Genomic DNA, 23,638 nt, shown 5'->3' with positions numbered 1-23,638 from the left:
TATAGAGTCTATTGCAATTAAATGAGTAAAGAATATAAACACAATACATGTTTGAATCAATTAAAAAGGCTTGAACAAAAAAAAAGCCCCAAAAGAGGGGCTTGTAGCGAGGAGCAGAATCGAACTGCCGACCTCAGGGTTATGAATCCTGCGCTCTAACCATCTGAGCTACCTCGCCAAATCGGAATGCAAATATGCTAGGTTGTATCGTTAAAAACAAATGTAAAAGAGTAAAAAAATAGATTTTTTATAAATCAAAATCTCATAATTATGGTAAAGAACAAGTTTGTTGCTGACTATCAAATAAATACTTCAAGAAAAATATTATTCCCTTATTTGAGTACTGCAAGTGGTTTGACCGAGTGGTTTGCTGATGATGTAAAAATCACCGAAGACAAAAATTACATCTTCACCTATGATGGAGAAGACCATCATGCAAAGATCGTTGCTATGAGAAGCAATCTTCATGTGAAATTTGATTTTTACAATCCTGATGTTGAGGAGGAATCAGATCATTCATATATCGAGTTTAAGCTAGAAGAAAATGAACTCACACAGACAATGTTTCTTCGAGTGATTGATTACAGTGATTCTTATGATGATGAAGAGCAAGAATCAATTTGGGATAGTTTGATTTCTTCTTTAAAAGAAATAATAGGAGGGTAAATTGATTATGATTTCCTATTTTTGAAATCCTAATCACATCCTTTGCCGTACAACAACTTCGACAGAGGGGATTATTACTTCATGAAAAAACTTGATAAATTGATTTTAGGGTCCTTTATCGGCCCATTTTTATTGACCTTTATTGTGGTAGACTTTATTCTACTTACAGTGAATATGCTCAAATATTTCGATGAAATATTTGGGAAAGGATTGGACTTTATGGTTTACATGGAGTTGATCAGTTATTTTTTGATCAGTATATCCCCAATGGCCTTGCCTTTGGCTGTTTTGCTTTCTTCTTTGATGACTTTTGGAAACTTGGGCGAGCATTTCGAACTTACAGCGATCAAAAGTAGTGGGATTTCTCTTTTGAGAGCCTTGAGACCGATTGGGATATTTGTTATCGTGCTATCCTTTTTGGCGTATCTTTCAAATAATTATCTAGTTCCTAAAGTCAATCTAAAGACATTTAGCCTTCTCTATGACATTAGGATGAAATCGCCAGCATTAGATATCAAGGAAGGTGTGTTTTATAGCGGAATTCCCAATTACAGTATCAAAGTCAACAAGAAGATTGATGATATTCGGCTGGTAGATTTGATTATTTATGATCATTCAGAAGGACAGGGCAATGCAAATATCATATTGGCTGATTCTGGAAGAATGGAGCCTTTTTTTAATGAATCCTATATGAGTATGACTCTTTACAATGGCATTAGCTACAAAGAGTCGAGGGACAAAAGAGCATCATATAACAAACCTCAAGATTTTACTAGAACAAAATTTTCAGAAAATCAGATTATTTTTAATCTTGAATCATTCCAAATGAATCGAACCTCTGAAGACCAATGGTCCAATAATCGCTCTATCAAAAATATTTCCGAGCTGAAAGTTGGGTTGGATTCAATGAATAGTGAAATAAATAGAATGATTTATACAAACTACGCATCCAATGAATCATCGTATCCATTTTATATTAGAAATAAGAAATTCAGAATACCTGAAGCAATCGCACAAAAAAAGGCAATTGATGACTCAATTCGACTCCAGAAAAAAATTCTAAGAGACAAACAGGATTCTATTAGAAATGCAAGAATACTAGTTGAATCAAGTTCAAGGGATTCTTCCTGGATTCTAAATGATTCAAAGCTGTTAGATAGCTTATCTCCAAATCAATTCTATTCAAACTTGGAATTGGATAGCTCTACAGAAGAAATTCAAAATTCAGCAAGTCAACCATTGATTGAAGATTCAATAAATGCTGCGGAACAAAAAAAGAATGTTTCGCAAACGCAAAAAAGATACAGATCTAATCCAAACATCTCAGCAGTAATTCCAAATATAGACTATTCAGATTCTTCAGAGACAAAGCCAAAATTAACGCTTCCAGAGAAGCCGACAGCGTTTACAGAAGCTCAGAGAACAAGAATTGATTCAATTATTGAGAAAGGCAATTACAGATCACGGGCTGCAACAGTAGCCCTAAACAATTCAAGGACATTAAAAAATTCATTCAGTAGAAAAGTTTTAGAAATAGATGATATAGAAAGGGAATATAGGAGGTATCAGATTGCTTGGTATCAAAAATATACAACTGCATTTGCATGTGTCGTAATGTTTATGATAGGAGCACCACTTGGAGCAATCATCAAAAAAGGAGGGCTGGGCATGCCTGTTCTGATATCAATCATTTTCTTTATAATATATTATATGCTGACCATTACAGGGGAGAAATGGGGTAAAGAAGGAATGGCAAACCCGCTTTTTGGTACTTGGTTTTCGATATTGGTACTAATTCCGATTGGCTTATTCTTTCTAAAACAAGCTAGAAAAGATGCGAGGCTATTTGAACCTGATACTTACATAGAAATGTACAAAAAGGTAAAAGCATGGCTACAAACTAAGTTTGCCAAAAAAAATAAGGTTCTTTTAAATTCAAAATAATACTCGTACATTTGTAGCTGTTTATAATTAAAATTTAACTAAGCATGTATTTAACTACAGAGAAAAAATCGGAGTTGTTTAAAAATCATGGTAGGTTAAAGTCTGAAACTGATACTGGTTCTCCAGAGTCTCAGATCGCTTTGTTCACATTTAGAATCAAGCATTTAACTGACCATTTGAAAACAAACAAAAAAGATCACTCTTCAAGATTGGGTCTTTTGAAACTAGTAGGTAAGAGAAGAAGTTTATTGAACTATCTTTACAAAAACGATATCGAAAGATATAGAGCTGTTCTTGCTGACCTAGGAATACGTAAATAAAAATTACTGTAAGGTTCTCTATTTGAGAACCTTACTTTTTTGATTCCCCCCAGATATTAAACCTTACTTTTAAAACTATTCAAGATTTATTCTTAAAAAATTTGTATGTTACCAAACGTTATTTCTAAAACTATCACCCTAGAGGACGGTAGAGAAATCATCATTGAAACAGGTGCATTGGCCAAACAAGCTGATGGTTCTGTAGTAGTTAGAATGGGCAATGCTATGCTTTTAGCAACCGCAATGTCTAAAAAAGAGGCAGGAGAAGGAGTTGATTTCTTACCAATGTCTGTAGATTATCAAGAGAAATTTGCTGCATCAGGCAAAATCCCAGGTGGATTCCTCAAAAGAGAAGGAAGACTTTCTGATTATGAAATTTTGATTAGTCGAATTGTTGATAGAGCAATTAGACCTATTTTTCCAGATGATTATCATGCTGACACCCAAATTTCTATCACCTTAATGTCATCTGATTCGGAAGTTTTACCTGATTGCTTAGCGGGATTGGCAGCTTCTGCAGCTCTTGCTGTATCAGATATTCCTTTCAATGGACCAATCTCTGAAGTAAGAGTAGCTAAGATTGATGGGAAATTAGTTATCAATCCAACACCTGCACAACTTGAGAAAGCTTCTATGGAGTTTATCGTTGCTGGTTCGGAGGAATATATTCTAATGGTGGAAGGTGAAGCTAACGAAATCTCTGAAGATGAGATGGTAGAGGCTTTGCAGCTTGCCCATGAAGAAATCAAAAGACATTGTCAAGTACAAAAAGAGTTGACAATTGCTGTAGGGAAAGAAGTGAAGCGTGAATATAGCCACGAAAAATCCGACCCTGCACTATTCGAAAAAATGCATGCTGAGCTTTATCAGAAATGTTATGATGTAGTAGGCAAATTGATTGCCAACAAATCTGAGAGATCAGAATTGATCAAAGCCATCAAAGAAGGATTTATCGAAAGTTTAGGCGAAGAGCATGAGTTCGAGGCTAGTTTGATAGGTCCATATTTTTCAAAAATCCATAAAGAAGCTGCAAGAAACCTTACTTTGAACGAAAAGAAGAGGTTGGATGGCAGAAAGCTTGACGAAGTAAGACCAATATGGTCTGTTGTAGATTATTTACCATCAGCACATGGTTCTGCAGTATTTACAAGAGGAGAAACACAATCTATCACAACATGTACCTTGGGTACCAAGATGGATGAGCAAATGGTGGATGGAGCAGTAATCTCTGGATACAACAAATTCTTCTTGCATTATAACTTTCCAGGATTCTCTACAGGAGAAGTGAAAATCAACCGAGGTCCAGGTAGAAGGGAAGTAGGTCATGGTAATTTGGCAATGAGAGCTTTGAAAAAAGTATTGCCAGCTGATGATCAAAATCCATATACAATCAGAATTGTTTCTGATATTTTGGAATCAAATGGTTCATCTTCAATGGCTACAGTTTGTGCGGGTTCATTGGCATTGATGGATGCAGGTATTCCAATCAAAGCTCCTGTAACAGGAATTGCAATGGGTATGATTTCTGATCCAAAAACAGGAAACTATTCTATTTTATCAGATATTTTGGGTGATGAAGATCACTTGGGAGACATGGATTTCAAAGTAACAGGCACAGAAAAAGGAATTACTGCCTGTCAAATGGATCTTAAAGTAGAAGGCTTAGATTATAATGTGTTGAAAGAAGCACTTTATCAAGCAAAAGAGGGTAGATTACATATTTTGAGAGAAATCACCAAAACCCTAGCAGCACCAAAACCAGAGTTGAAACCACACACTCCAAGATCATTTATCATGTCAATTCCAAAAGAATTGATCGGTGCAGTGATAGGACCTGGCGGAAAAGTGATTCAAGAAATTCAAAAAGATACTGGAGCAACTATTGTAATTGAAGAAAAAGACAACCTTGGTAAGATTAATATTTTCTCAAGCGATGAAGTTTCTATGAATGCAGCTATTTCCAGAATCAAAGGAATAGTAGCCCAACCTGAAATTGGAGAAACTTATACAGGGAAAGTTAAAAACATTATGCCGTTTGGTGCGTTTGTAGAATTCATGCCAGGCAAAGATGGTTTACTTCATATCTCTGAAATTAAGTGGGAGCGATTAGAAACTATGGATGGTGTGTTAGAACCTGGAGAAGAAATTCAGGTGAAACTTATCGATGTAGATAAGAAAACAGGTAAATTCAAACTTTCCAGAAAAGTTTTAATACCAAAGCCAGAGAAATCAGATAATTAGAATTAAGGCTCAGGATATTCATTTATAATGTTTTGAACCTTATTGCTACTTAATTCTGTTATTATCAGAATCCTAAATTGTAATTAAATATATTCTTGAATGAGGCAGCTAAAAATTAGCAAACAGATAACCAATAGAGAAAGTCAGTCTTTAGACAAATATCTGCAAGAAATTGGTAAAGTCGATCTACTTACCGCAGACGAGGAAGTAGTATTGGCAAAAAGAATTAGGGAAGGTGATCAACTAGCATTGGAAAAGTTGACAAAAGCCAACCTTAGATTCGTAGTGTCTGTAGCCAAACAATATCAAAATCAAGGCCTTTCATTAGGTGATTTGATCAACGAAGGTAACTTGGGATTGATCAAAGCAGCGCAAAGATTTGATGAAACTAGAGGTTTTAAGTTTATTTCTTATGCGGTATGGTGGATTAGACAATCCATATTGCAAGCTCTAGCAGAACAATCTAGGATAGTAAGGCTTCCTTTGAATAGGGTTGGTTCTTTAAATAAAATCAGTAAAACTTTCAGCGAACTAGAGCAAAAATTCGAAAGAGAACCTTCGCCAGAAGAATTGGCGGAAGTGCTTGAGGTAACTGCGAGTGAAGTTGTCGATACAATGAAAATCTCTGGAAGGCATGTATCTATGGATGCTCCTTTTGTACAGGGTGAAGAAAATAGTCTTTTGGACGTGTTGGAAAATGATGGGGAAGAAAAACCAGATGATGGTCTGATGAATGATTCTTTGAGAAAAGAAGTTCAAAGAGCCTTATCTACTTTGACCCAAAGAGAAGCCGATGTAATCACCCTTTACTTTGGCCTGAATGGTGAACATGCCATGACGCTAGAGGAAATCGGAGAAAAATTCAATCTTACAAGAGAACGAGTGAGACAAATTAAGGAAAAGGCTATCAGACGTTTAAGGCATACTTCTAGAAGTAAAACTTTAAAGCCATATTTAGGTTAAGAATCCTAATTGTGAAAAATTAAAAAGGGGATTTTATCCCCTTTTTTTTATATGCAGAAATCTTGAAATTTGACCAAATATGACAACGACATCTTAGTTCAACATTCCATAAACCTTAAATGATTTATGGAATTTTAACAACATTAAACTTTGTTGTAAAAGATAATTTAACAAAATTTGCCAACCTTAAAAGTAACAGCAATGTCAACTGGTATTGAAAAAGTAAAAGTATTGATTATTGGCTCTGGACCTGCTGGCTACACAGCAGCAATTTATGCAGCTAGAGCAGGATTAAATCCAGTATTGTACACTGGAGGACAACCTGGCGGACAATTAACCATAACAAACGATGTTGAGAATTATCCTGGTTATCCAGAAGGAGTAATGGGGCCTGAGATGATGGAAGATTTCAGAAAGCAAGCAGAAAGGTTCGGAACGCAAGTCCGATATGGATTAGTCACAAAAGTTGACTTTAGTTCAACTCCTCATAAAGTCATTGTAGATGAACAAATTGAAATCCATGCTGACACAGTTTTGATTTCTACAGGTGCATCAGCTAAATGGCTGGGAATGGAAAGTGAAGAAAGATTAAATGGTAAAGGGGTTTCTGCATGTGCAGTTTGTGATGGCTTTTTCTTTAGAGGTCAGGATGTAGCGATAGTAGGAGCAGGAGATACCGCATGTGAAGAAGCTTCATATTTAGCCAATATTTGTAATAAGGTTTACATGATCGTCAGAAGAGAAGAAATGAGAGCTTCTCAAATCATGCAAAAAAGAGTCATAAATAATCCTAAGATTGAAATCCTTTGGAATACTGAAACTGAGGAGATTCTGGGTGACGAAGAAGTGACTGGTGCAAGGTTAATCAACAATGTGACGAAAGAAATTTCAGAATTGAAAGTTTCTGGCTTCTTTGTTGCTATTGGTCATCAACCAAACACGGGAATCTTCAAAGACTTTATAAATATGGACGAATCTGGTTACATTAAAACAGTAGCTGGAAGTACAAAAACAAATGTTGAGGGAGTATTTGCATGTGGTGATGCTCAAGACAATATATATCGTCAAGCAGTTACGGCTGCAGGAACAGGTTGTATGGCAGCATTAGATGCCGAAAGATATTTGGCATCTATAGAATAGCCTTAAGATTAGCTAATGAATTATAGAATTTTAGTATTATTGATATTAGTCTTGGGTATGAGTTCAGTTGAAACTCATGCCCAAGTTTTTCCCAAAATAATTAAAAAACCGAAGGAGCAGGTGAATGCTCCAAATAATCCTCTTTTGAGGGATATTAGACTTTTTGATTCACAGAAATATTTGCAAAACATTACCAGACAAACTGATTCTCTGTTATATAAAGATATGGTTGACCTTCGCAAAAGGCTAAGCATAGTATCAGAGGATACACTTTCTATGATCTGGGCACCTACAAATCAACTTGTTAGAGTTTCCGAACAAATTCAGATAGACAGCATTTGGATAACAGCATTTGAATATTTTTCATCTTGGGATAGTCAAAAAATCAATATTTATGATTTTAACCCTAAAGATTTCAAGGACACTGTTTATGTTAAATTATATGATCAATTTTTTGGTACCTATTGGTCATTGCCTTTGGATCAAACTCGTATCACTTCAGAGTTTGGGTTTAGAAGATATAGATGGCACCACGGAACAGACTTGAAACTGAATACTGGAGATCCGATTTATAGCGCCTTCGATGGAATTGTCCGAATCAAATCCTATGATAGAAATGGCTATGGATATTATGTTGTGGTAAGACACAAAAATGGCCTAGAGACATTGTATGGACATATGTCCAAGATTTTGGTAGAAGTCGGTCAGGAAGTTAAGTCTGGAGATGTGATTGGACTAGGAGGTAGCACTGGTAGAAGTTCTGGTCCACATCTTCATTTCGAAGTCCGCTATCAAGGGCTTTCAATAAACCCTACACAGCTTTTTGATTTTAATATAGGAAGATTACGAAGTGATGTTTATTTACTTTCCTCCTCTAGTTTTGAGCACGTAATAGAGGCTCAAAAGTCAGTGTACCACAAAGTAAGAAGAGGGGAAAATTTGAGTGTCATTGCAAAAAGATATGGTGTCAAAGTCAGTACTTTGACCAGACTAAATGGACTTACCACGCGTAGTGTTTTGAGAGTTGGTCAAAATTTGAAGATTAGATAAACTTTTTTGGTCTGTATACTTGTTGTAAGTTGAAAATTTTGAGAGAAAACACATGAAACTAGATATACTCGTATTTGCTGCTCATCCCGATGATGCAGAATTGGCCTGCTCAGGAACTATCGCTTCACAAATAGCCAGAGGTAAAAAAGTTGGAATAGTTGATTTTACCAAAGGTGAAATGGGTACAAGAGGTACACCAGAAAAGAGGATTGAAGAAGCAATTAAATCCTCAGAAATTCTGGGTTTGAGTGCAAGGGAAAATCTGGGATTCAAGGATATTTATTTTTTGGATGATCATAAGCATCAGCTTGAAATAGTGAAAATGATCAGAAAATATCAACCTGAAATAGTGCTGGCGAATGCGATAACTGATAGACATCCTGATCATGGTAAAGGGGCAAGTGTAGCTTCTACGGCATGTTTTATGAGTGGTTTGTTGAAGATTGAAACAGAAATTGATGGCAAAATGCAATTGCCTTGGAGACCAAAATTTGTATACCACTACATCCAAAACAACTATATCCAACCGGATTTTGTAGTCGATATATCTGATTTTTGGGAAATCAAATTGGCTAGTATCAAAGCTTTTAAATCACAATTTTACGACCCTGAAAACAAAGAGCCACAAAGTTTCATTTCATCCGAAAATTTTATCCAGTTTATAGATGCAAGAGCAAGGGAGTTTGGTCATAGCATCAATACCAAATATGGAGAAGGCTTCACAAAAGAAAGAATGCTGGGTGTGGAAGACTTGTTTGATTTGAAATAGTAAAACTGTTAAACTCAAGTTGCAAATTTGAATTGACTTTCATCAACACTTTGTAAGTATGCAGAATTATTGTTTTTAAGAATAAGAATAGCTCCAGATTTAAGGAGCTATTCTTGATTTTTGCCAATTCCCTTCCACTAGCAATTCATAATAAATTCTATCATGAAGTCTGCTTGGTCTTCCTTGCCAAAACTCAGCTTTAGAAATGATAACCCTATAGCCACCCCAATGATCAGGTCTGCTTATGGTCTCCGGTGTAAAATCTTTTCTTAATTGCTTTTCTCTTTCTTCCAAAAACTCCCTACTTTCTATTTCGGAACTTTGTGGAGATACCCATGCACCAATTTGGGAGGAAAATGGTCTTGAGAAAAAATATTCATCAGAGTCTTTTTCACTGACTTTTTCTACTTTTCCAGAAAACCTCACTTGCCGCTCAAGTTCTGGCCAAAAAAATGTAACCGCTATGTTTGGGTTATATTCAAGTTCTTTACCCTTTGAGCTTTCGTAGTTTGTGAAAAAAATCAGCCCTTTATCTATTCCTTTCAATAAGACGATTCTTGAGTTTGGCGTGCCATCAGGTCTTATTGTAGCGATATTCATTGCATTTGGCTCCATCACTTCCGAAGCCAAAGCTTCTGTAAACCAAACTTCAAACTGTTGTAAAGGATCGTCTAAAACCTCATTTATAGTTAAGGATTTGAGGGAATATTCAATTCTTATGTCTGATATTTTCATTGTTTTTTTGATATTTAGATGCTTAACTTGGAAACTCCAAAAGAGTTATGTGTTTGTTATTTTATCTCACATTTAATGGATAAAATTACTAATCTTATTGCATTTAAAAAATTTAGATTTATATTGAAATCGATGAAACAAAAATGATTTTTCATGGAAGAAAACCCTAGTGTAGATCCAAAATCTGGACATTTATTGATATCAGAGCCATTTTTGCAAGATGAAAATTTTGTAAGATCGGTAGTATTGTTGTGTGAAAACAACGAGAATGGAGCTTTTGGACTAGTGTTGAACAAGCTTTCAATATTGAAGTTGGGGGAGTTGATAGACGAGCTGAATTTTTTGGACTGCGAAGTATATGTAGGAGGTCCTGTGGAGCAAAACACCCTTCACTATATATACTATGGTGAACAATTGCTGGAGGGAAGTATCAAATTGGGAGATCAACTTTGGTGGGGAGGAAATTTTGAACAATTGGTAAGTAAGTTGAAACTATCTGAAATTGATTTGGGTAAAATCCGTTTTTTCATAGGTTACTCAGGTTGGTCAGAAGGACAATTAAAGAGTGAAATTGATGAAAAAACTTGGATCGTAAGTGATTCAACTTATACAAATTACATCTTAAACTCATCTCCAGAAGAATTATGGAGGGTTATATTGAAAAATATGGGTGGAGAATATCAGGTATTGGCAAATTATCCGATAGACCCAAGATTAAATTAAACAATTTTGTTACTTTTGTTTTAACAGTTTTTCAAAAGTACTGATTATATTATGAGCACAGACAAAGAAATGTCCGATGAGGACAAGGTGACCCAAGCAACTCAAAATCAAGAAGCACAGGGTAGTGAAGAGATTTCAAACGAAGCAATTCAGGAATCCACAGTGGAAGTTACTGAAGATACTTCCAACGAAGTAAGTCAGGATTCTAAATTAGATGTTGAAGATGAGGAATTGAATCAAGATGAGGGAGAACCTGAAGAGGAGATAGATTATACCTCACTGTCCAAAGAAGAGTTATTGACAGCTTTAAAAAATGTTTTGGCTTCGGCGAATTTTGCGAAATCGGATTCCAAAATAAATGAAATCAAATCACACTTTGATGAATACTTTCACAAAGAAAAAGATGAGGCGCTACAGCAGTTTTTAGCTGATGGGGGAGAAGAAGATGATTTTCAATTCAAAAAATCAACTTTAGATTCCGAATTTTATGTCTTGATCCACGATTTCAAAGTCAAAAAATCAGAATTTTTCAAAGACCAGGAAAAACAAAAAGAAAGAAACCTAACGGCAAAAAATGCCATTTTGGATAGATTGCGAGATTTGGTGGATGGTGAAGAGACTACACTAAGCATCAATGCAATCAAATCAATCCAAGAAGAATGGAAAAAAATAGGACAAGTTCCGTCTGCTCAAAACAAAAATCTATGGGCTTCCTATAATGCCTTGATGGATAGATTCTATGATAATAGAAGTATCTATTTTGAGCTGAAAGAATTGGATCGCAAAAAGAATCTGGAGCATAAAACGGAAATCTGTGAAAAAGCAGAGGAATTGGTCAAAGTGGAAGATCTTAATGAAGCGATCAAGTCGCTGAATGATCTGCATGAGGAGTTCAAGCATATTGGCCCCGTACCAAGGGATGAGCAAGAAAGTCTCTGGAATAGGTTCAAAACTGCTTCTGATGCGGTCTATGATAGACGTAAGGAATATTACGATAGTCAAAAGGAAGTTTATAAAGATAATTTGGAACTGAAGGAAAAGTTGATCATCAAACTTGATGAATACAAAGATTTCAGTGCCTCAAAAATAAAAGAGTGGAATGTGAAGACCAAAGAGGTTTTGGCAATTCAGAAAGAGTGGGAAGCTGTAGGTCCAGTTCCAAAAGAAATGGGCAAGGAAATCAATAAGAAGTTCTGGAGTTCATTTAAACATTTTTTCCAAAACAAAAACCAATTCTTCAAAGAATTGGATGAAGTGAGGTTGACGAACAAGAACAAAGCTGAGGAATTGATCTCCCAAGCAGAGGGATTGATTGAGAGTACTGAGTGGCAAGATACAGCCAACAAACTGATTTCACTGCAGCAGGAGTGGAGAAACCTCGGGCCGACACCTGAGAAGGTTCGTGATGATTTGTATAGCCGATTCAAGAAAGCTTGTGATACCTTCTTTGAGAATAGAAGAAATGCAAACAAGGCTGTCAACAAAGAGTTTGATGAAAACCTAAAGACAAAACTTACCCTGATAGATGAAATTACCAAAGCAGCAGATTCTGAAAATCTATCCGAAGAAAGTTTAGAAGCGAAAATCCTACAGTTTAATGAAATTGGATTTGTACCAAGAAAGAATATGAAAGAAGTCTTGGCCAAGTTCAACGAAGCGGTAGACCAATATGTCGAAAAGCTAGGAATCCAAGGTGGAAACAAAGATGAGTTTCTGTTTAGACTAAACCTGAACAAGCTTCAATCTGACCCGAATGGCAATAGAGTCCTCAATAAAAAAGAGCACGGAATCAGAAAGCAAATATCAGATTTGGAAAATAACATTACATTGTGGAAAAATAACTTGGAGTTTTTTGCTGCTTCCAAGACTGCCGACAAGCTAAAAGACCAGTTTGATGACAAAATCAGAAAGGCAGAACAAGAAATTGATAAGCTAAAGAAAAAACTTTCAATTATTAGAGAATTTTAATTGACTCATAAATAGGGAGATAGTTTAATCTCCCTATTTTTTTTTCAAATGAGTTTTGGAGGTAAAAATTAACCTACTATATTTGCAGAGTCTTAAGGGCAAAACAGCTCTAAAAGATACAAAAAAGGCCTCTTTAGCTCAGCTGGTAGAGCAACTGACTTGTAATCAGTAGGTCATTGGTTCGATCCCGATAAGAGGCTCAAAAGGATAACGGAAACGTTATCCTTTTTTGTTTTTAAGCCATTTTACTTTTTTGGAATTAATCAAAACGGGATTTGGGGGATCAGACTTAAAATCTGGGGAGGTTCAAAATTTAGCCATAGATATTTAGCGAGCAGTCCTATAAGTTGGGAGATTTAAATACTCCGTTTTTTTAATAAAATCAATTGGATGAAAAGGACTACCTCAAAGGAAATGTTTTCCTTCCTAGACATTATAATAGCTTTGTGAAGCTTCCAATTGAATAAGTAGTATAAATGCCAAGAATTTGAAATCTTGTAGTGTATGCTAACAATTTCGCATGCAAGACTATTGTATAGCTTAATCTGAGTTAATTTCCTTAAGTTTTTTAAGTGAGCCAAGCGATAGTAACGCTTCTTATAGACTATAGATTTTATAGCTTCAGGACTCAGTCTTGTCCCTAATGCTTAATAAAATAATGACTAGCAAAATCAAAATGAGCCAATAAATAGAAATAAGTAGATTTAAGATAAGGTGAGGGGATATTTGTTAATTCTATTTAACATAATATAAATTATATAACAATTATGTGTCTTTTATAAAACTATAGAGTAGCTCAACAAATACTTCAATCAATTCCCCGTCAAATTAAAAGCTCCAACATAGTAATTTGGATTTAGCCTTACTGGAAGATTTTTGCCAACTTTATATTCCGACCATTGTGTGTCTGCTGCTAGTCGTACTTTCTTTTTCCCTATCTGAACATCTACAGGGATATTGAATGATGCAATGCAATTGGCCCAACGATAATGAAGCGTGTTTTCTTGATCATAGTAATATTCGAATGTTGGTATGGAGATATTCCTTAGATATTGGTCAAAGAAACTCTCCAAATCCAATCCGGATTTTTCGATGATATAGCGTTCGATTTGCTCTGTAGTAACAGTCTGATGGTAAAACTCCTCATTCAAACCTCGCAGAATATTTCTCCAGCGATCATCATCATTGAGTATTTCCCGAAGGGTATTCAGCATATTTCCTCCCTTGGAATACATGTCGCCGGAACCTTGTCTATTTACGCCATAGATTCCAATGATCGGAATTTTGTTTGCAATTTTGCTTCTGGTACCTCTAACATACTCCTGACCGGCTTTTTTGCCGTAATGATACTCTACAAACAGACTCTCAGAGTAATTTGTGAAGCTTTCATGAATCCACATGTCCGCTACATCTTTGTATGTGATATTATTGGCAAACCATTCGTGCCCGGATTCATGGATGATGATAAAATCAAACTTCAATCCCCATCCAGTTCCACTCAGATCAGTTCCCCTGTATCCATTTTCATAGCCGTTACCATAAGTGACTGAGCTTTGGTGCTCCATGCCCAAATATGGTGCTTCTACCAACTTGAAACCATCTTCATAAAATGGATATGGCCCAAACCAATGCTCAAATGCTTCCATCATTCTGGTTGCGTCTTTGAATTGCTTCTTGGCTTTCTTCAAATTATAACTCAAAGGATAATAATCCATTTTCAAAGGGCCTTTTTCCCCTTGATAAATTTCATCAAAATGTACATAGTCACCAATATTGATATTTACACCATATCCATTTATCGGATTGCTTACAAACCAGTGATATGTTTTGGTCAAATCATCTTCTTCTACTCTCCTCAGTTGCCCATTGGATACATTCATCAGGTGCTTTGGGACTTTGACACTTATCAAGATGCTATCTGCTTCATCAGCAGGATGGTCTTTGCTTGGCCACCAGACGCTGGATCCTATTCCTTGATTTGAATTCGCAATAAACCAATTCTCATTCTCGTCTTTTGACCATGTCAACCCGCCATCCCAAGGTGGTCTAATGGCTTCTTTGGGTTGACCTTCATAGCTGATTTCAATCGATTCATACTCGCCTGCTACTTGTTTTTTTTGAAGTTGGACGAAATGTGCAGCACCATCTTTTTTCACTTCCAAGCTTTTGCCATCTTGCTTCACTTGTGTGATTTCCATAGGTTCCTGGAGATCAATTTGCAAAACCTGATGCTCTTTTTTCACAAGATATCTTACTGTATTTGTGCCAATTATAGATTTTGATTCAGGCTTTACTTCAATATCCAAATGGTAGTAGTTCAAATCCCACCAAACCCTTTCCGGAGTGACACTTCCCCTTAAGGTATCGGCACGGGAAATCCTTTCCTGAGCTTGGCTTTCAGAAATAAATGAGATGATTGCTAAAAGCAAAAGCGTCAGCTTAAATGTGTTTGATTTGAATAGAGACATGGAATATTTTTTGGAATTTTTTTAACCAGAATATAACGAGTGGTATGCGTCCTGTTGACTGTCAATTGTTGACGATCATGTTGTAACTTATTATTTATAGTTGTGTCATAGAAAGCAAATCGTCCAAGTTTCACCCAGTTTTAACTTTAAAACTAACTAAGCGTTAAGAAAACCTGAAAGGTTTACGGATAATCAATTAAATCCCACCTGGAGGACAATGCTTTTTCAGATAATCAGTGAACAGTTTTCTCAAGTGTGCAGTTGTCCCCGATCCTTCTGAAATGGAATGGCTCCTATTGGGATAAGGCATTATTTGAAACAACTTCCCGTGCTTTATCAATTCATTGACAAGAATATCCGCATTGGCATAATGTACGTTATCATCTCCTGTTCCGTGGATATAGAGTAAGTTTCCTTTAAGATTTCTTGCGTGGGTCACTGGAGATCCATCTATAAAATCCTGTAGATTTTCTTGGGGAAGCCCCATATACCTTTCCTGATAGATATTGTCATATGTCAATTGGTCAGCAACAGCTGCTATGGCAATACCTGTTTTATAAATCTCGGGATATTGGAACAAAAGGTTTAAAGTAGCTGAGCCTCCCCCACTCCAGCCCCAAACGGCTATCCTATCGGGATCGACAAAGTCCCATTCTGCAATTTGTTTGGCAGCAGCAGCCTGATCTGATATATTCAGTTGGCCGACTTTTCTATAGATACTCTTTCTCCATTCCCTACCTTTTGGTACTGGAGTTCCTCTGTTGTCAATGCTGATATAGATATAACCATCTTCTGCCATATCTCCATCATACAATCGATTGTTGCTTGACCCAAATCCATCCTTTACATTGGCTCCCCATGGCTCTGTATAGACATAGAATACGACAGGGTACTTTTTGGATTTGTCAAAATCATTAGGCTTGACCATCCAGCCATCCATTGTAACCTTGTCATCGATAGAAATTTGAAAGAATTCCACCTTTTTTTCGTGCTGTTTTGAAGCGATGTTTTGGGAAATGCTTTCTTTTTGGTTTAATACTTCATGCTTTGGTAAGCTGATCCATTCTCGAATTGGCTGGGTGTAGTTGTTTTGAAACTGATGTATAGCGTAGGCTGCATTTGGGGAAAATTCGTAATGATGAAGCCCTTCCAAGCCCTCAGGAGTTACTTTTTCCAGTTTGCCTTTACCATCGATTCTTGTTCTGTATAGATATTTCTGTGTTGCATTTTCTGGAGAAGCATGGAAATAGATCCAATTTTCTTCTTGGTCCACACCAAGTAAATTCATAACATCAAAAGCTCCTTTGGTGATCAACTTCTCTTTGCCGTCCATATCGATCCGATAGATGTGTTTCCAACCATCTTTCTCACTCATCCATAGAAATTCCTTTCCTTTATTGATCCACTTGAACTCATGTCTGAAAGTCAATCCATATACATTATCCCAACTGGATAGCACATCAATCCATGCAGGGTCTGTTTCTTTGTGTATTGTAACTACGCTCAAGTCAGGAATACTGATTTTAAATATCTTGCTTTCATTTTGTTTCCGATTCAATTGTTGTACTAAAAGCGTATTTGCCGAATTCCACTCCATTCTTGGCAAATAGTGTTGGGCTGGATCTCCTGGGATTGGTAACCAGTCCAACTTTTCGCTCTCCAAGTCAATCACTCCAATTTTGGCTGGTGAAGGTGAATAACCTACTTTTGGGTATTCTACAGGGATTACTTGGGAGTAGACTGAGTCTGTATTGTTCACCATATAAAAATCCCTAATCTTCTCTGCATTGATTTGCCAAAAAGAAATGAGCTTACCATCTGGGCTCCATTGAAATCCATCTCTACAGGCAAATTCTTCTTCATAAGCCCAATCAAATGTTCCATTGATAAGCTTCCTATTTCCATCATGGGTCAACTGTGTGATTTTTCCATCTGAAATTGACTCATAATATAAGTTTGACCCACTGACGTAAGCAATGTTTTTACTGGTAGGGTCTATTTTGGCAAATCGAAGACTCGATTCAGGGAGACTCTCTCCTATTTTTCTTAGCAAATCATTACCTACATCGTATATCCAATAGTCACCTTGGGTATCTAGTCTCCATACTTTCTTGGTATTTGTATAGATCAAAATCGAATTTTCATCTTTCGAAATAGCAAAGTCCCTGACTGTTAAAGAGACATTTGATCCTAACGGTGTGAGTTTTTCCGAATTCAAAAAGACCTCTCTTTCATTACCGGGAAGCTCATATCTTATGATTTGATTTTCTTCTAATTTGAAATAATTTAAATCGTTGTGATGCCAAATGATATTTTGTGAAAAACCTTCTTTAAGACAAAATAAAAGGCAAATCAGGACTGAGAATTTCAATAAATTTTTAATGATTTTCATATGGGAAAATACTAAAATTTATTTTTCTAAACCTTAAGATTTAAATTATCGGGTGTATTTTGGGATAGATAGTATTAGAAAATGGTTATTGAGTATCCATAATTATGCAAGTAGATTAAGAATAGACTTTAAAAATTGTTGTAAGTGCTGTTGACTTTAGTCTGGAGACAGCAGTCGCAGCTAAATTCTCTATCTTACTTCTGGAAGCTCTTCCAATAATTGCAAATAGTCATATTGCAGATCTTCATGCAGTTTTTCAACAAGCTTTTTCGCTTTGCCTATTTGAGTTTGAAAGAGGTTTTCGATAACAGGATGTCGGAATTGTAGGTAACCGTATTCCTTTAATTTATCACAAAAAAATATAATCAGTTCGATTTGAGCTGTTTTGTCTTTGCTAAGTTTAAGGTTTTTGTTGAGTTTTCTTCGGATCAATTGTGCGGACTTTTTGGCGAAATGGTAATTTCTGGTATTGGCTTTCTCAAATTCGAGTTCCAATTCCTCTTTAACCATTTCGACAAATATCCTAGGATTCTCTTTTTCAAAGAGTTTGAAAAATAAATATGCTTTGTTATCAGTACTAAACTTACTTAGATCAAGGATCAATTCATGAAGCTCCTTTTCATTGAGGAACTTCAATTCTTTTTTGATTTCAGCTAGACTGGCAATTTTCATTTTTCAACTAACTTCACTTGTATAGCGCTTAGTCCTTTTGCTGTTTTTTCTGTTTCAAAAGTAACTTTATCATTTTCTTGTATTTGGTCTATGCAACCATTTACATGCACGAAAATACTTTCTTGCGTCTGTTCGTCTTTGATAAAGCCGTAGCCTTTAGAATCATTGAAAAAAGTAACTTTTCCTTTCCTACCTGCACCATCGTCTTCAGTTTCTATGGTTTTAGAAACGCCGATTTCGATACTATCTACATCGATCTCTTTTCTTTTCTTGGTAGGATCAGGTGGTGTTGAGGTGATATTTCCGAATTCATCCACATAAGCAATCATATCTTCAAAATCTGTTGATTTATCATTTGATTTACGTGCTTCTTTCTTATCTACCTTTTCCTGTTTCTTTTTTTGTCTTAATTTTTCCTTCTCTTTCTTGTTAAAGGTTTCTCTTGATTTTGCCATATTTACAAAATACCAAGTTTTTTTGAAGAATTCCTATTTTATTTTAATAAGTATTTTCAAAATTTTCAATAAATTTTTCATAAGAATATGGCTTTGTTACATTTAGAGGTCTATTCTTTAATTTTTTATAGTTCCAGTTTCCATCTTAATTTTGAGCTTTTTAAAAATATTCGGTTCTATAATTCCAAATTTTGTTAGTTTGGTATTTTAATTTATAAATTTTGCAGAATGAAGGAATTCCAATTGATTGTAGACACTTACTACAAATACAAAAATGCCAACCTTAAAGCTGCTCTCGCCACTGTCGTAAAAGTGGATGGTTCAGCTTATAGAAGGCCAGGTGCTAGAATGCTTGTTGGGGAAAATGGGGAGTTGACCGGAGCCATTAGTGGTGGATGCTTAGAGGGTGATGCTTTGCGAAAAGCCCAAGCTGTGATTTTTCAAAATCAATCAATGATCGTTACTTATGATACTACTGACGAAGATGATCAAAAGTTTGGAATCGGACTAGGTTGTAATGGCATAATACATATTTTGATAGAACCTATTGATTATCAAAATGAATTGAACCCAGTTCTCCTGCTTGAATTGGCATTTGAAAAAAGACTACCATCTTCTTTGGTTACGGTTTTTTCACTGAAAAATTCTCGTGAGAGACAAATAGGTACTTCATTTTTATCTAGGGAAAATCAAGTTTTAAGCAATTTCAATATTCAAAATTCTTCTGTAGAAGAATTGATTTTGGAAGAAATTAAAAGTAGAAGTACTTCAGTAGATTCAGAAATAGTTGCTTACAATCATCAAGAGAATGATTTTTATGTGTTTTATGAAAAAATAAACCCACCTGTTCAGGTATTGCTTTTTGGAGCTGGCAATGACACAATTCCATTAAGTAAAATAGCCGATATTTTGGGTTGGAAAATCATTCTTATCGATGGAAGAAAACAGTATGCGACCAAAGATAGGTTTCCGACGGTTTCTGAAATTGTCGTTGGGCCTGCATCCGAGGTGGTCGAAAAATTAGAAATTGATGGAAGAACAGTTGCTTTGTTAATGACGCATAATTTTGATTATGATAGAATTGTTCTGGAGAAACTTCTCAATTCTTCTTTGCCATATATTGGAATATTGGGGCCTAAGAAAAAATCTGAAAAACTATTCGAGAGCATCAAATTGGTAGAAAATGGAATTGGAATTGGAATAGAGAATATTTTCGGACCTACTGGGCTTGATTTAGGGGCTGAGAACTCAGAGGAAATCGCTTTGGCTATTATTGCCGAAATCAAATCTGTTCTTTCACAGAAAAAGCCAATTTACTTGAGAGAAAAAACAGGTTCCATTCATGAATAAAGTCCAAAAACCATCAACGGGGATTGTTATTCTTGCTGCTGGGAATTCTTCAAGACTTGGAATAGCAAAACAGCTTTTGGAATTCAATGGAATCAATTTACTCCAAAATGCGATCAATGTAGGCAAAGAATCCTCAGCAGATCATGTAGTGATTGTGCTTGGTGCTAAAATGGATGAAATAAAATCTCAAATTGACTTTAGTTCAATATATGTATCGGTCAATGAATATTGGGAAAATGGAATGGCTAGTAGCATGCAAGTTGGATTGAAAAAATTAAATGAAATAGCAAAATTGGATCAAGTGATCATTATGCTTTGTGATCAACCTTTCGTGAATTCCAAATTGATTGATTCTATGATTAACTTGCAGTCTCATTCTGAAAAGAATATTATTGCTTGTAAATATGGTGATACATTGGGAGTACCTGCTTTGTTTACAAAAAAACACTTTGATAACTTATTGAAATTGAGCTCTACTGAGGGTGCAAAAAAGGTAATATATAAGTATCAAGATGATTGTGGAATTATCAATTTTGAACAAGGGTCAATCGATATAGATACCATTGAAGATTACAGGAAATTAATAAGTAAGAAGACTTGATTAAAGTCTTCTTACCCAAATGTTTCTAAAACTCACCAAATCTCCATGGTCTTGGAGTACAAATGGTAATTCTTCCTCGTGTGCTCTGTAATTCGGGATTCCGATATATTCCGTTGGTCCTTTTAGTTCAACAGCATTTTGAACCAATATTCCGTTGTGGATTACAGTTACTTTTGCAGGAGCCGTCAACATCCCGTCTTTGTTGAATCTAGGTGCTGTAAAGAAAATATCATAAGTATTCCATTCGCCAGGCGCTTTTGTCGCATTTACCAATGGAGGATATTGTTTATACAAACTTGCTGCTTGGCCATTAGAGTAGGTTCTACTTTCATAAGAATCCAAAACTTGGACTTCATACAATCCCATTATTAATACTCCAGAATTTCCTCGTCCTTGACCTTCACCTTTCACAACTGTTGGGGAAGCCCACTCGATATGCAGCTGCATATCTCCGAAAGCGTCTTTTGTTTTGATGTCACCTTTTTGTGGGGAAACGGTCATTATTCCGTTTTCCACTTTCCAAGAGGCGTTGCTTTCATCTTTTGCACTTACGAATTTATCAAGATTAGAACCATCAAATAAAACAATGGCATCACTTGGAGCTTCGTGATTTTGCTTACCAGGACTTACTTTTCTTGGAATAGGGTCCCAAAACTCAGTTGCTTCTGGTGGTAGTTTTATGTCTTTTTGTTGTCCAAAAGATGCAGAAGTGGAACAAATAAAAATGATGATGATTAAAATTTTTTTAAAGGTTTTCATAGGTTTTGTTTTTGGATAAAATGTTTCCTCCAAATTAAAGCAATATTTGTCAAATCGAAAGCAGGGGAAGTATTTTTGACAGGATATTCGAGATATTTAGACAAAAATTGAGAAAGACCTGATGGATACCGTACAATAATCGGAGAATTTAGCGAAATTTGAGAAAATTTCATACCTGTGTCAAAATCAATTCTTCTTCTTACTCCCCCATTTACCCAACTCAACACCCCCTATCCTGCTACTGCATACATCAAAGGCTATCTCAATTTGTTGGGAAGAACTTCTTTTCAATACGACCTTGGTTTAAATGTCATACTGAGGATATTTTCAAAAAAAGGATTAACTGAATTATTTCAAAAAATTGAAAAACAAGATGTTAAGAACCTTTCTCAAAATAGTCAAAGGATAGTAAAGCTTCAAGAAGACTATCTTCATACCATCACACCGGTCATTAATTTTCTTCAATTTAGAAATCCTACCATTGCATACAATATCTGTGATGGTGATTTTCTTCCACAAGCTTCAAGGTTTGAACTTTTGGACGAAATGGATTGGGCTTTTGGCACTATGGGAATCCAAGACAAAGCAAGACATTTAGCAACTTTGTATCTAGAGGACTTGAGTGATTTGATCCAAGAAGCGCTGGATTCGAATTTTGGATTTAGTAGATATGCAGAGAGATTGGGAAGATCAGCTGTATCTTTTGACCCCTTGCATGATACCTTGCAGGGAAGTCCATCCTTTGTAGATGAATATTTATTTGAAGAGTTGGAAAAGGCAATTCAGGAGTCAAACCCTCATGCTATCTGCCTTTCAGTACCTTTTCCAGGCAATCTATATGGATCACTCAGATGTGGTCAGTATATCAAAAAGTATCATCCACAGATCAAAGTAGTCATGGGTGGCGGCTATCCAAATACTGAACTTCGCTCATTGAAAGAACCGAGGGTATTTGAATATGTTGATTTTATCACATTGGATGATGGTGAAAGACCATTGACGAATTTGCTGGAGTATTTTGACGGAAGTCGACAACTCAAGGATTTGAAGCGCACATTTACTTTGATCGATCAGGAGGTAGTCTATTGCAATGGATCGAGGGAAAGCGATGTTCCTTTTAGCAAGACAGGAACTCCTGATTATAGGGGATTGCCATTGGACAAGTATTTGTCAGTAATCGAAATAGTCAATCCCATGCATAGACTTTGGTCTGATGGCAGATGGAATAAATTGACGATGGCGCATGGTTGTTATTGGAGAAAATGCTCTTTTTGTGATATTTCTTTGGATTATATCAAAAACTACGAGCCAGTATCTGCTTCCTTGATTTGTGATAGAATAGAAGAATTGATAGAGCAGACTGGGCAAACTGGATTTCACTTTGTGGATGAAGCTGCCCCTCCTGCTTTGATGCGAGAGATGGCCATTGAGATAATTCGAAGAAACTTAAAAATCACTTGGTGGACTAATATCCGATTTGAAGAAAGGTTTACATATGATCTTTGTAGGTTGTTGAAAGCCTCTGGTTGTATTGCCGTTTCAGGAGGTTTGGAAGTAGCTTCGGATAGGCTTTTGGAAATGATGCAAAAAGGTGTCAATGTTGCGCAGGTAGCAAGAGTAGCGCATCATTTTACAGAGTCCGGAATAATGGTACATGCATACTTGATGTATGGATTTCCAACCCAGACAGCACAAGAGACAATAGACAGCTTGGAGATGGTTCGTCAGCTATTTGAGAATAATGTGATCCAATCGGGATTCTGGCATCTTTTTGCGATGACTTCCCACGCTCCTATTGGCATTGATCCATCGAAATTTAGGGTAGTGAAAGTTGGGCCTGAGAAAGGTTTATTTGCTGACAATGACCTCAGTCATGAAGATCCTGAAGGAACAGAGCACGAGATGTTCAGTGCAGGATTGAAGAAAGCCTTATTCAATTATATGCATGGAATCTGTTTTGATTTTCCATTGCAAGAATGGTTTGATTTTAAAATTCCAAGGACATCAGTTTCACCTAGTTTTATATATAAATCAATAACTGATTCTTCTTCCAACGGCTACAGGCCAACATCAAAAATGATTTGGCTTGGGAATAAACCCGAGTTGAAAAGAACTACTTTCAGTAAAAAAGGTAAAGTAGTAGAAGGAGTAGTATTATATGTGGAAAACAAAGTTCAGGAAGCAGAAATAAAAGTCAACACCAAAGAGGGAAGATGGTTGATTAAAGTTTTGGAAGAAATGCGTCTCAAAACTTCGGAAAAGGAAATGACATTCTCCCAATTTGAAGAATCATACAAAGAAGCAGGCTTGGGAAATGTTGAAAAATTGTTTCAGGAAAAGTTATGGTTTGAATTGCATGATGCAGGCTTGTTGGTGGTATAAATAAAAAACCTGGTCTAGAAGACCAGGTTTTTACTCACTT

General features: G+C 36.0%; 19 protein-coding genes and 2 tRNA genes. 14 read left to right on the top strand and 7 right to left on the bottom strand.

What is annotated here, in order from left to right; translation table 11 throughout:
* Positions 1 to 104 precede the first annotated feature (104 nt).
* Positions 105 to 178, bottom strand: a tRNA-Met gene (locus MM236_RS14720).
* A 92-nt stretch (positions 179 to 270) separates the two neighbouring features.
* Here MM236_RS14720 and MM236_RS14715 point away from each other — a divergent pair.
* The 8 genes from MM236_RS14715 (at position 271) to bshB1 (ending at position 9,093) form a co-directional block, all read left to right on the top strand.
* Positions 271 to 666, top strand: coding sequence for an START-like domain-containing protein (locus tag MM236_RS14715; protein WP_241275749.1), 396 nt, complete (start codon positions 271 to 273; stop codon positions 664 to 666).
* Positions 667 to 747: 81 nt separating this feature from the next.
* Positions 748 to 2,610 (top strand): LptF/LptG family permease, encoded by a 1,863-nt coding sequence (locus MM236_RS14710; RefSeq protein WP_241275750.1) that lies wholly within the window; start codon positions 748 to 750, stop codon positions 2,608 to 2,610.
* A gap of 44 nt (positions 2,611 to 2,654) precedes the next feature.
* Positions 2,655 to 2,930 carry a 30S ribosomal protein S15 gene (rpsO, locus tag MM236_RS14705; RefSeq protein WP_014773232.1) on the top strand — a complete coding sequence of 92 codons (276 nt, stop codon included), beginning with the start codon at positions 2,655 to 2,657 and terminating at the stop codon, positions 2,928 to 2,930.
* Between the two features lie 105 nt (positions 2,931 to 3,035).
* The gene (gene pnp / locus MM236_RS14700; protein ID WP_241275748.1) at positions 3,036 to 5,171 is read left to right on the top strand and encodes a polyribonucleotide nucleotidyltransferase; all 2,136 of its coding nucleotides are present in this window, start codon (positions 3,036 to 3,038) and stop codon (positions 5,169 to 5,171) included.
* A gap of 99 nt (positions 5,172 to 5,270) precedes the next feature.
* The gene (locus MM236_RS14695) at positions 5,271 to 6,134 is read left to right on the top strand and encodes a sigma-70 family RNA polymerase sigma factor (protein WP_014773234.1); all 864 of its coding nucleotides are present in this window, start codon (positions 5,271 to 5,273) and stop codon (positions 6,132 to 6,134) included.
* A 201-nt stretch (positions 6,135 to 6,335) separates the two neighbouring features.
* Positions 6,336 to 7,274, top strand: a complete 939-nt coding sequence (trxB, locus tag MM236_RS14690; RefSeq protein ID WP_241275747.1) for a thioredoxin-disulfide reductase — start codon at positions 6,336 to 6,338, stop codon at positions 7,272 to 7,274.
* Between the two features lie 15 nt (positions 7,275 to 7,289).
* Entirely contained in the window at positions 7,290 to 8,324 is a 1,035-nt protein-coding gene (locus tag MM236_RS14685; protein ID WP_241275746.1) for a M23 family metallopeptidase, read from the top strand.
* Between the two features lie 52 nt (positions 8,325 to 8,376).
* Entirely contained in the window at positions 8,377 to 9,093 is a 717-nt protein-coding gene (gene bshB1, locus MM236_RS14680) for a bacillithiol biosynthesis deacetylase BshB1 (RefSeq protein ID WP_241275745.1), read from the top strand.
* A gap of 99 nt (positions 9,094 to 9,192) precedes the next feature.
* Here bshB1 and pdxH read toward each other — a convergent pair whose 3' ends face one another.
* Positions 9,193 to 9,828 carry a pyridoxamine 5'-phosphate oxidase gene (gene pdxH, locus MM236_RS14675; RefSeq protein WP_241275744.1) on the bottom strand — a complete coding sequence of 212 codons (636 nt, stop codon included), beginning with the start codon at positions 9,826 to 9,828 and terminating at the stop codon, positions 9,193 to 9,195.
* A 153-nt stretch (positions 9,829 to 9,981) separates the two neighbouring features.
* On the opposite strand from pdxH, the gene MM236_RS14670 reads away from it, so the two are divergent.
* From MM236_RS14670 to MM236_RS14660, 3 genes are all read left to right on the top strand, one after another.
* Positions 9,982 to 10,551, top strand: a complete 570-nt coding sequence (locus MM236_RS14670) for a YqgE/AlgH family protein (protein WP_241275743.1) — start codon at positions 9,982 to 9,984, stop codon at positions 10,549 to 10,551.
* Positions 10,552 to 10,602: 51 nt separating this feature from the next.
* Positions 10,603 to 12,519 carry a DUF349 domain-containing protein gene (locus MM236_RS14665; protein ID WP_241275742.1) on the top strand — a complete coding sequence of 639 codons (1,917 nt, stop codon included), beginning with the start codon at positions 10,603 to 10,605 and terminating at the stop codon, positions 12,517 to 12,519.
* Positions 12,520 to 12,646: 127 nt separating this feature from the next.
* A tRNA-Thr gene (locus MM236_RS14660) sits at positions 12,647 to 12,719 on the top strand.
* Positions 12,720 to 13,331: 612 nt separating this feature from the next.
* On the opposite strand, the gene MM236_RS14655 is transcribed toward MM236_RS14660, so the two are convergent.
* The 4 genes from MM236_RS14655 to MM236_RS14640 form a co-directional block, all read right to left on the bottom strand.
* A complete protein-coding gene (locus tag MM236_RS14655) occupies positions 13,332 to 14,987 on the bottom strand; it encodes a M1 family metallopeptidase (protein ID WP_241275741.1) in 1,656 nt (551 codons plus the stop codon).
* 196 nt (positions 14,988 to 15,183) lie between these two features.
* A complete protein-coding gene (locus MM236_RS14650; protein ID WP_241275740.1) occupies positions 15,184 to 17,379 on the bottom strand; it encodes a S9 family peptidase in 2,196 nt (731 codons plus the stop codon).
* 189 nt (positions 17,380 to 17,568) lie between these two features.
* Positions 17,569 to 18,051 (bottom strand): hypothetical protein, encoded by a 483-nt coding sequence (locus MM236_RS14645; RefSeq protein WP_241275739.1) that lies wholly within the window; start codon positions 18,049 to 18,051, stop codon positions 17,569 to 17,571.
* On the bottom strand, positions 18,048 to 18,506 hold the full coding sequence (locus MM236_RS14640; RefSeq protein ID WP_241275738.1) for a cold-shock protein: 459 nt from the start codon (positions 18,504 to 18,506) through the stop codon (positions 18,048 to 18,050). Before MM236_RS14640 ends, MM236_RS14645 begins: the two co-directional genes overlap by 4 nt.
* A 228-nt stretch (positions 18,507 to 18,734) precedes the next feature.
* On the opposite strand from MM236_RS14640, the gene MM236_RS14635 reads away from it, so the two are divergent.
* Positions 18,735 to 19,856, top strand: a complete 1,122-nt coding sequence (locus MM236_RS14635) for an XdhC family protein (protein WP_241275737.1) — start codon at positions 18,735 to 18,737, stop codon at positions 19,854 to 19,856.
* The gene (locus MM236_RS14630; RefSeq protein ID WP_241275736.1) at positions 19,849 to 20,457 is read left to right on the top strand and encodes a nucleotidyltransferase family protein; all 609 of its coding nucleotides are present in this window, start codon (positions 19,849 to 19,851) and stop codon (positions 20,455 to 20,457) included. The genes MM236_RS14635 and MM236_RS14630 overlap by 8 nt, the downstream gene beginning before the upstream one ends.
* On the opposite strand, the gene MM236_RS14625 is transcribed toward MM236_RS14630, so the two are convergent.
* Complete coding sequence (locus MM236_RS14625; protein ID WP_241275735.1) at positions 20,458 to 21,216, bottom strand: 3-keto-disaccharide hydrolase; 759 nt, start codon at positions 21,214 to 21,216, stop codon at positions 20,458 to 20,460.
* A gap of 177 nt (positions 21,217 to 21,393) precedes the next feature.
* On the opposite strand from MM236_RS14625, the gene MM236_RS14620 reads away from it, so the two are divergent.
* The gene (locus MM236_RS14620) at positions 21,394 to 23,598 is read left to right on the top strand and encodes a B12-binding domain-containing radical SAM protein (RefSeq protein WP_241275734.1); all 2,205 of its coding nucleotides are present in this window, start codon (positions 21,394 to 21,396) and stop codon (positions 23,596 to 23,598) included.
* Positions 23,599 to 23,638 lie beyond the last annotated feature (40 nt).

Origin of the sequence: Belliella calami, from assembly GCF_022549695.1 — a bacterium.
GTDB lineage: Bacteria > Bacteroidota > Bacteroidia > Cytophagales > Cyclobacteriaceae > Belliella > Belliella calami.
Note: the sequence above shows the minus strand (reverse complement) of the source record. Positions and strands in the feature narration are given on the sequence as shown.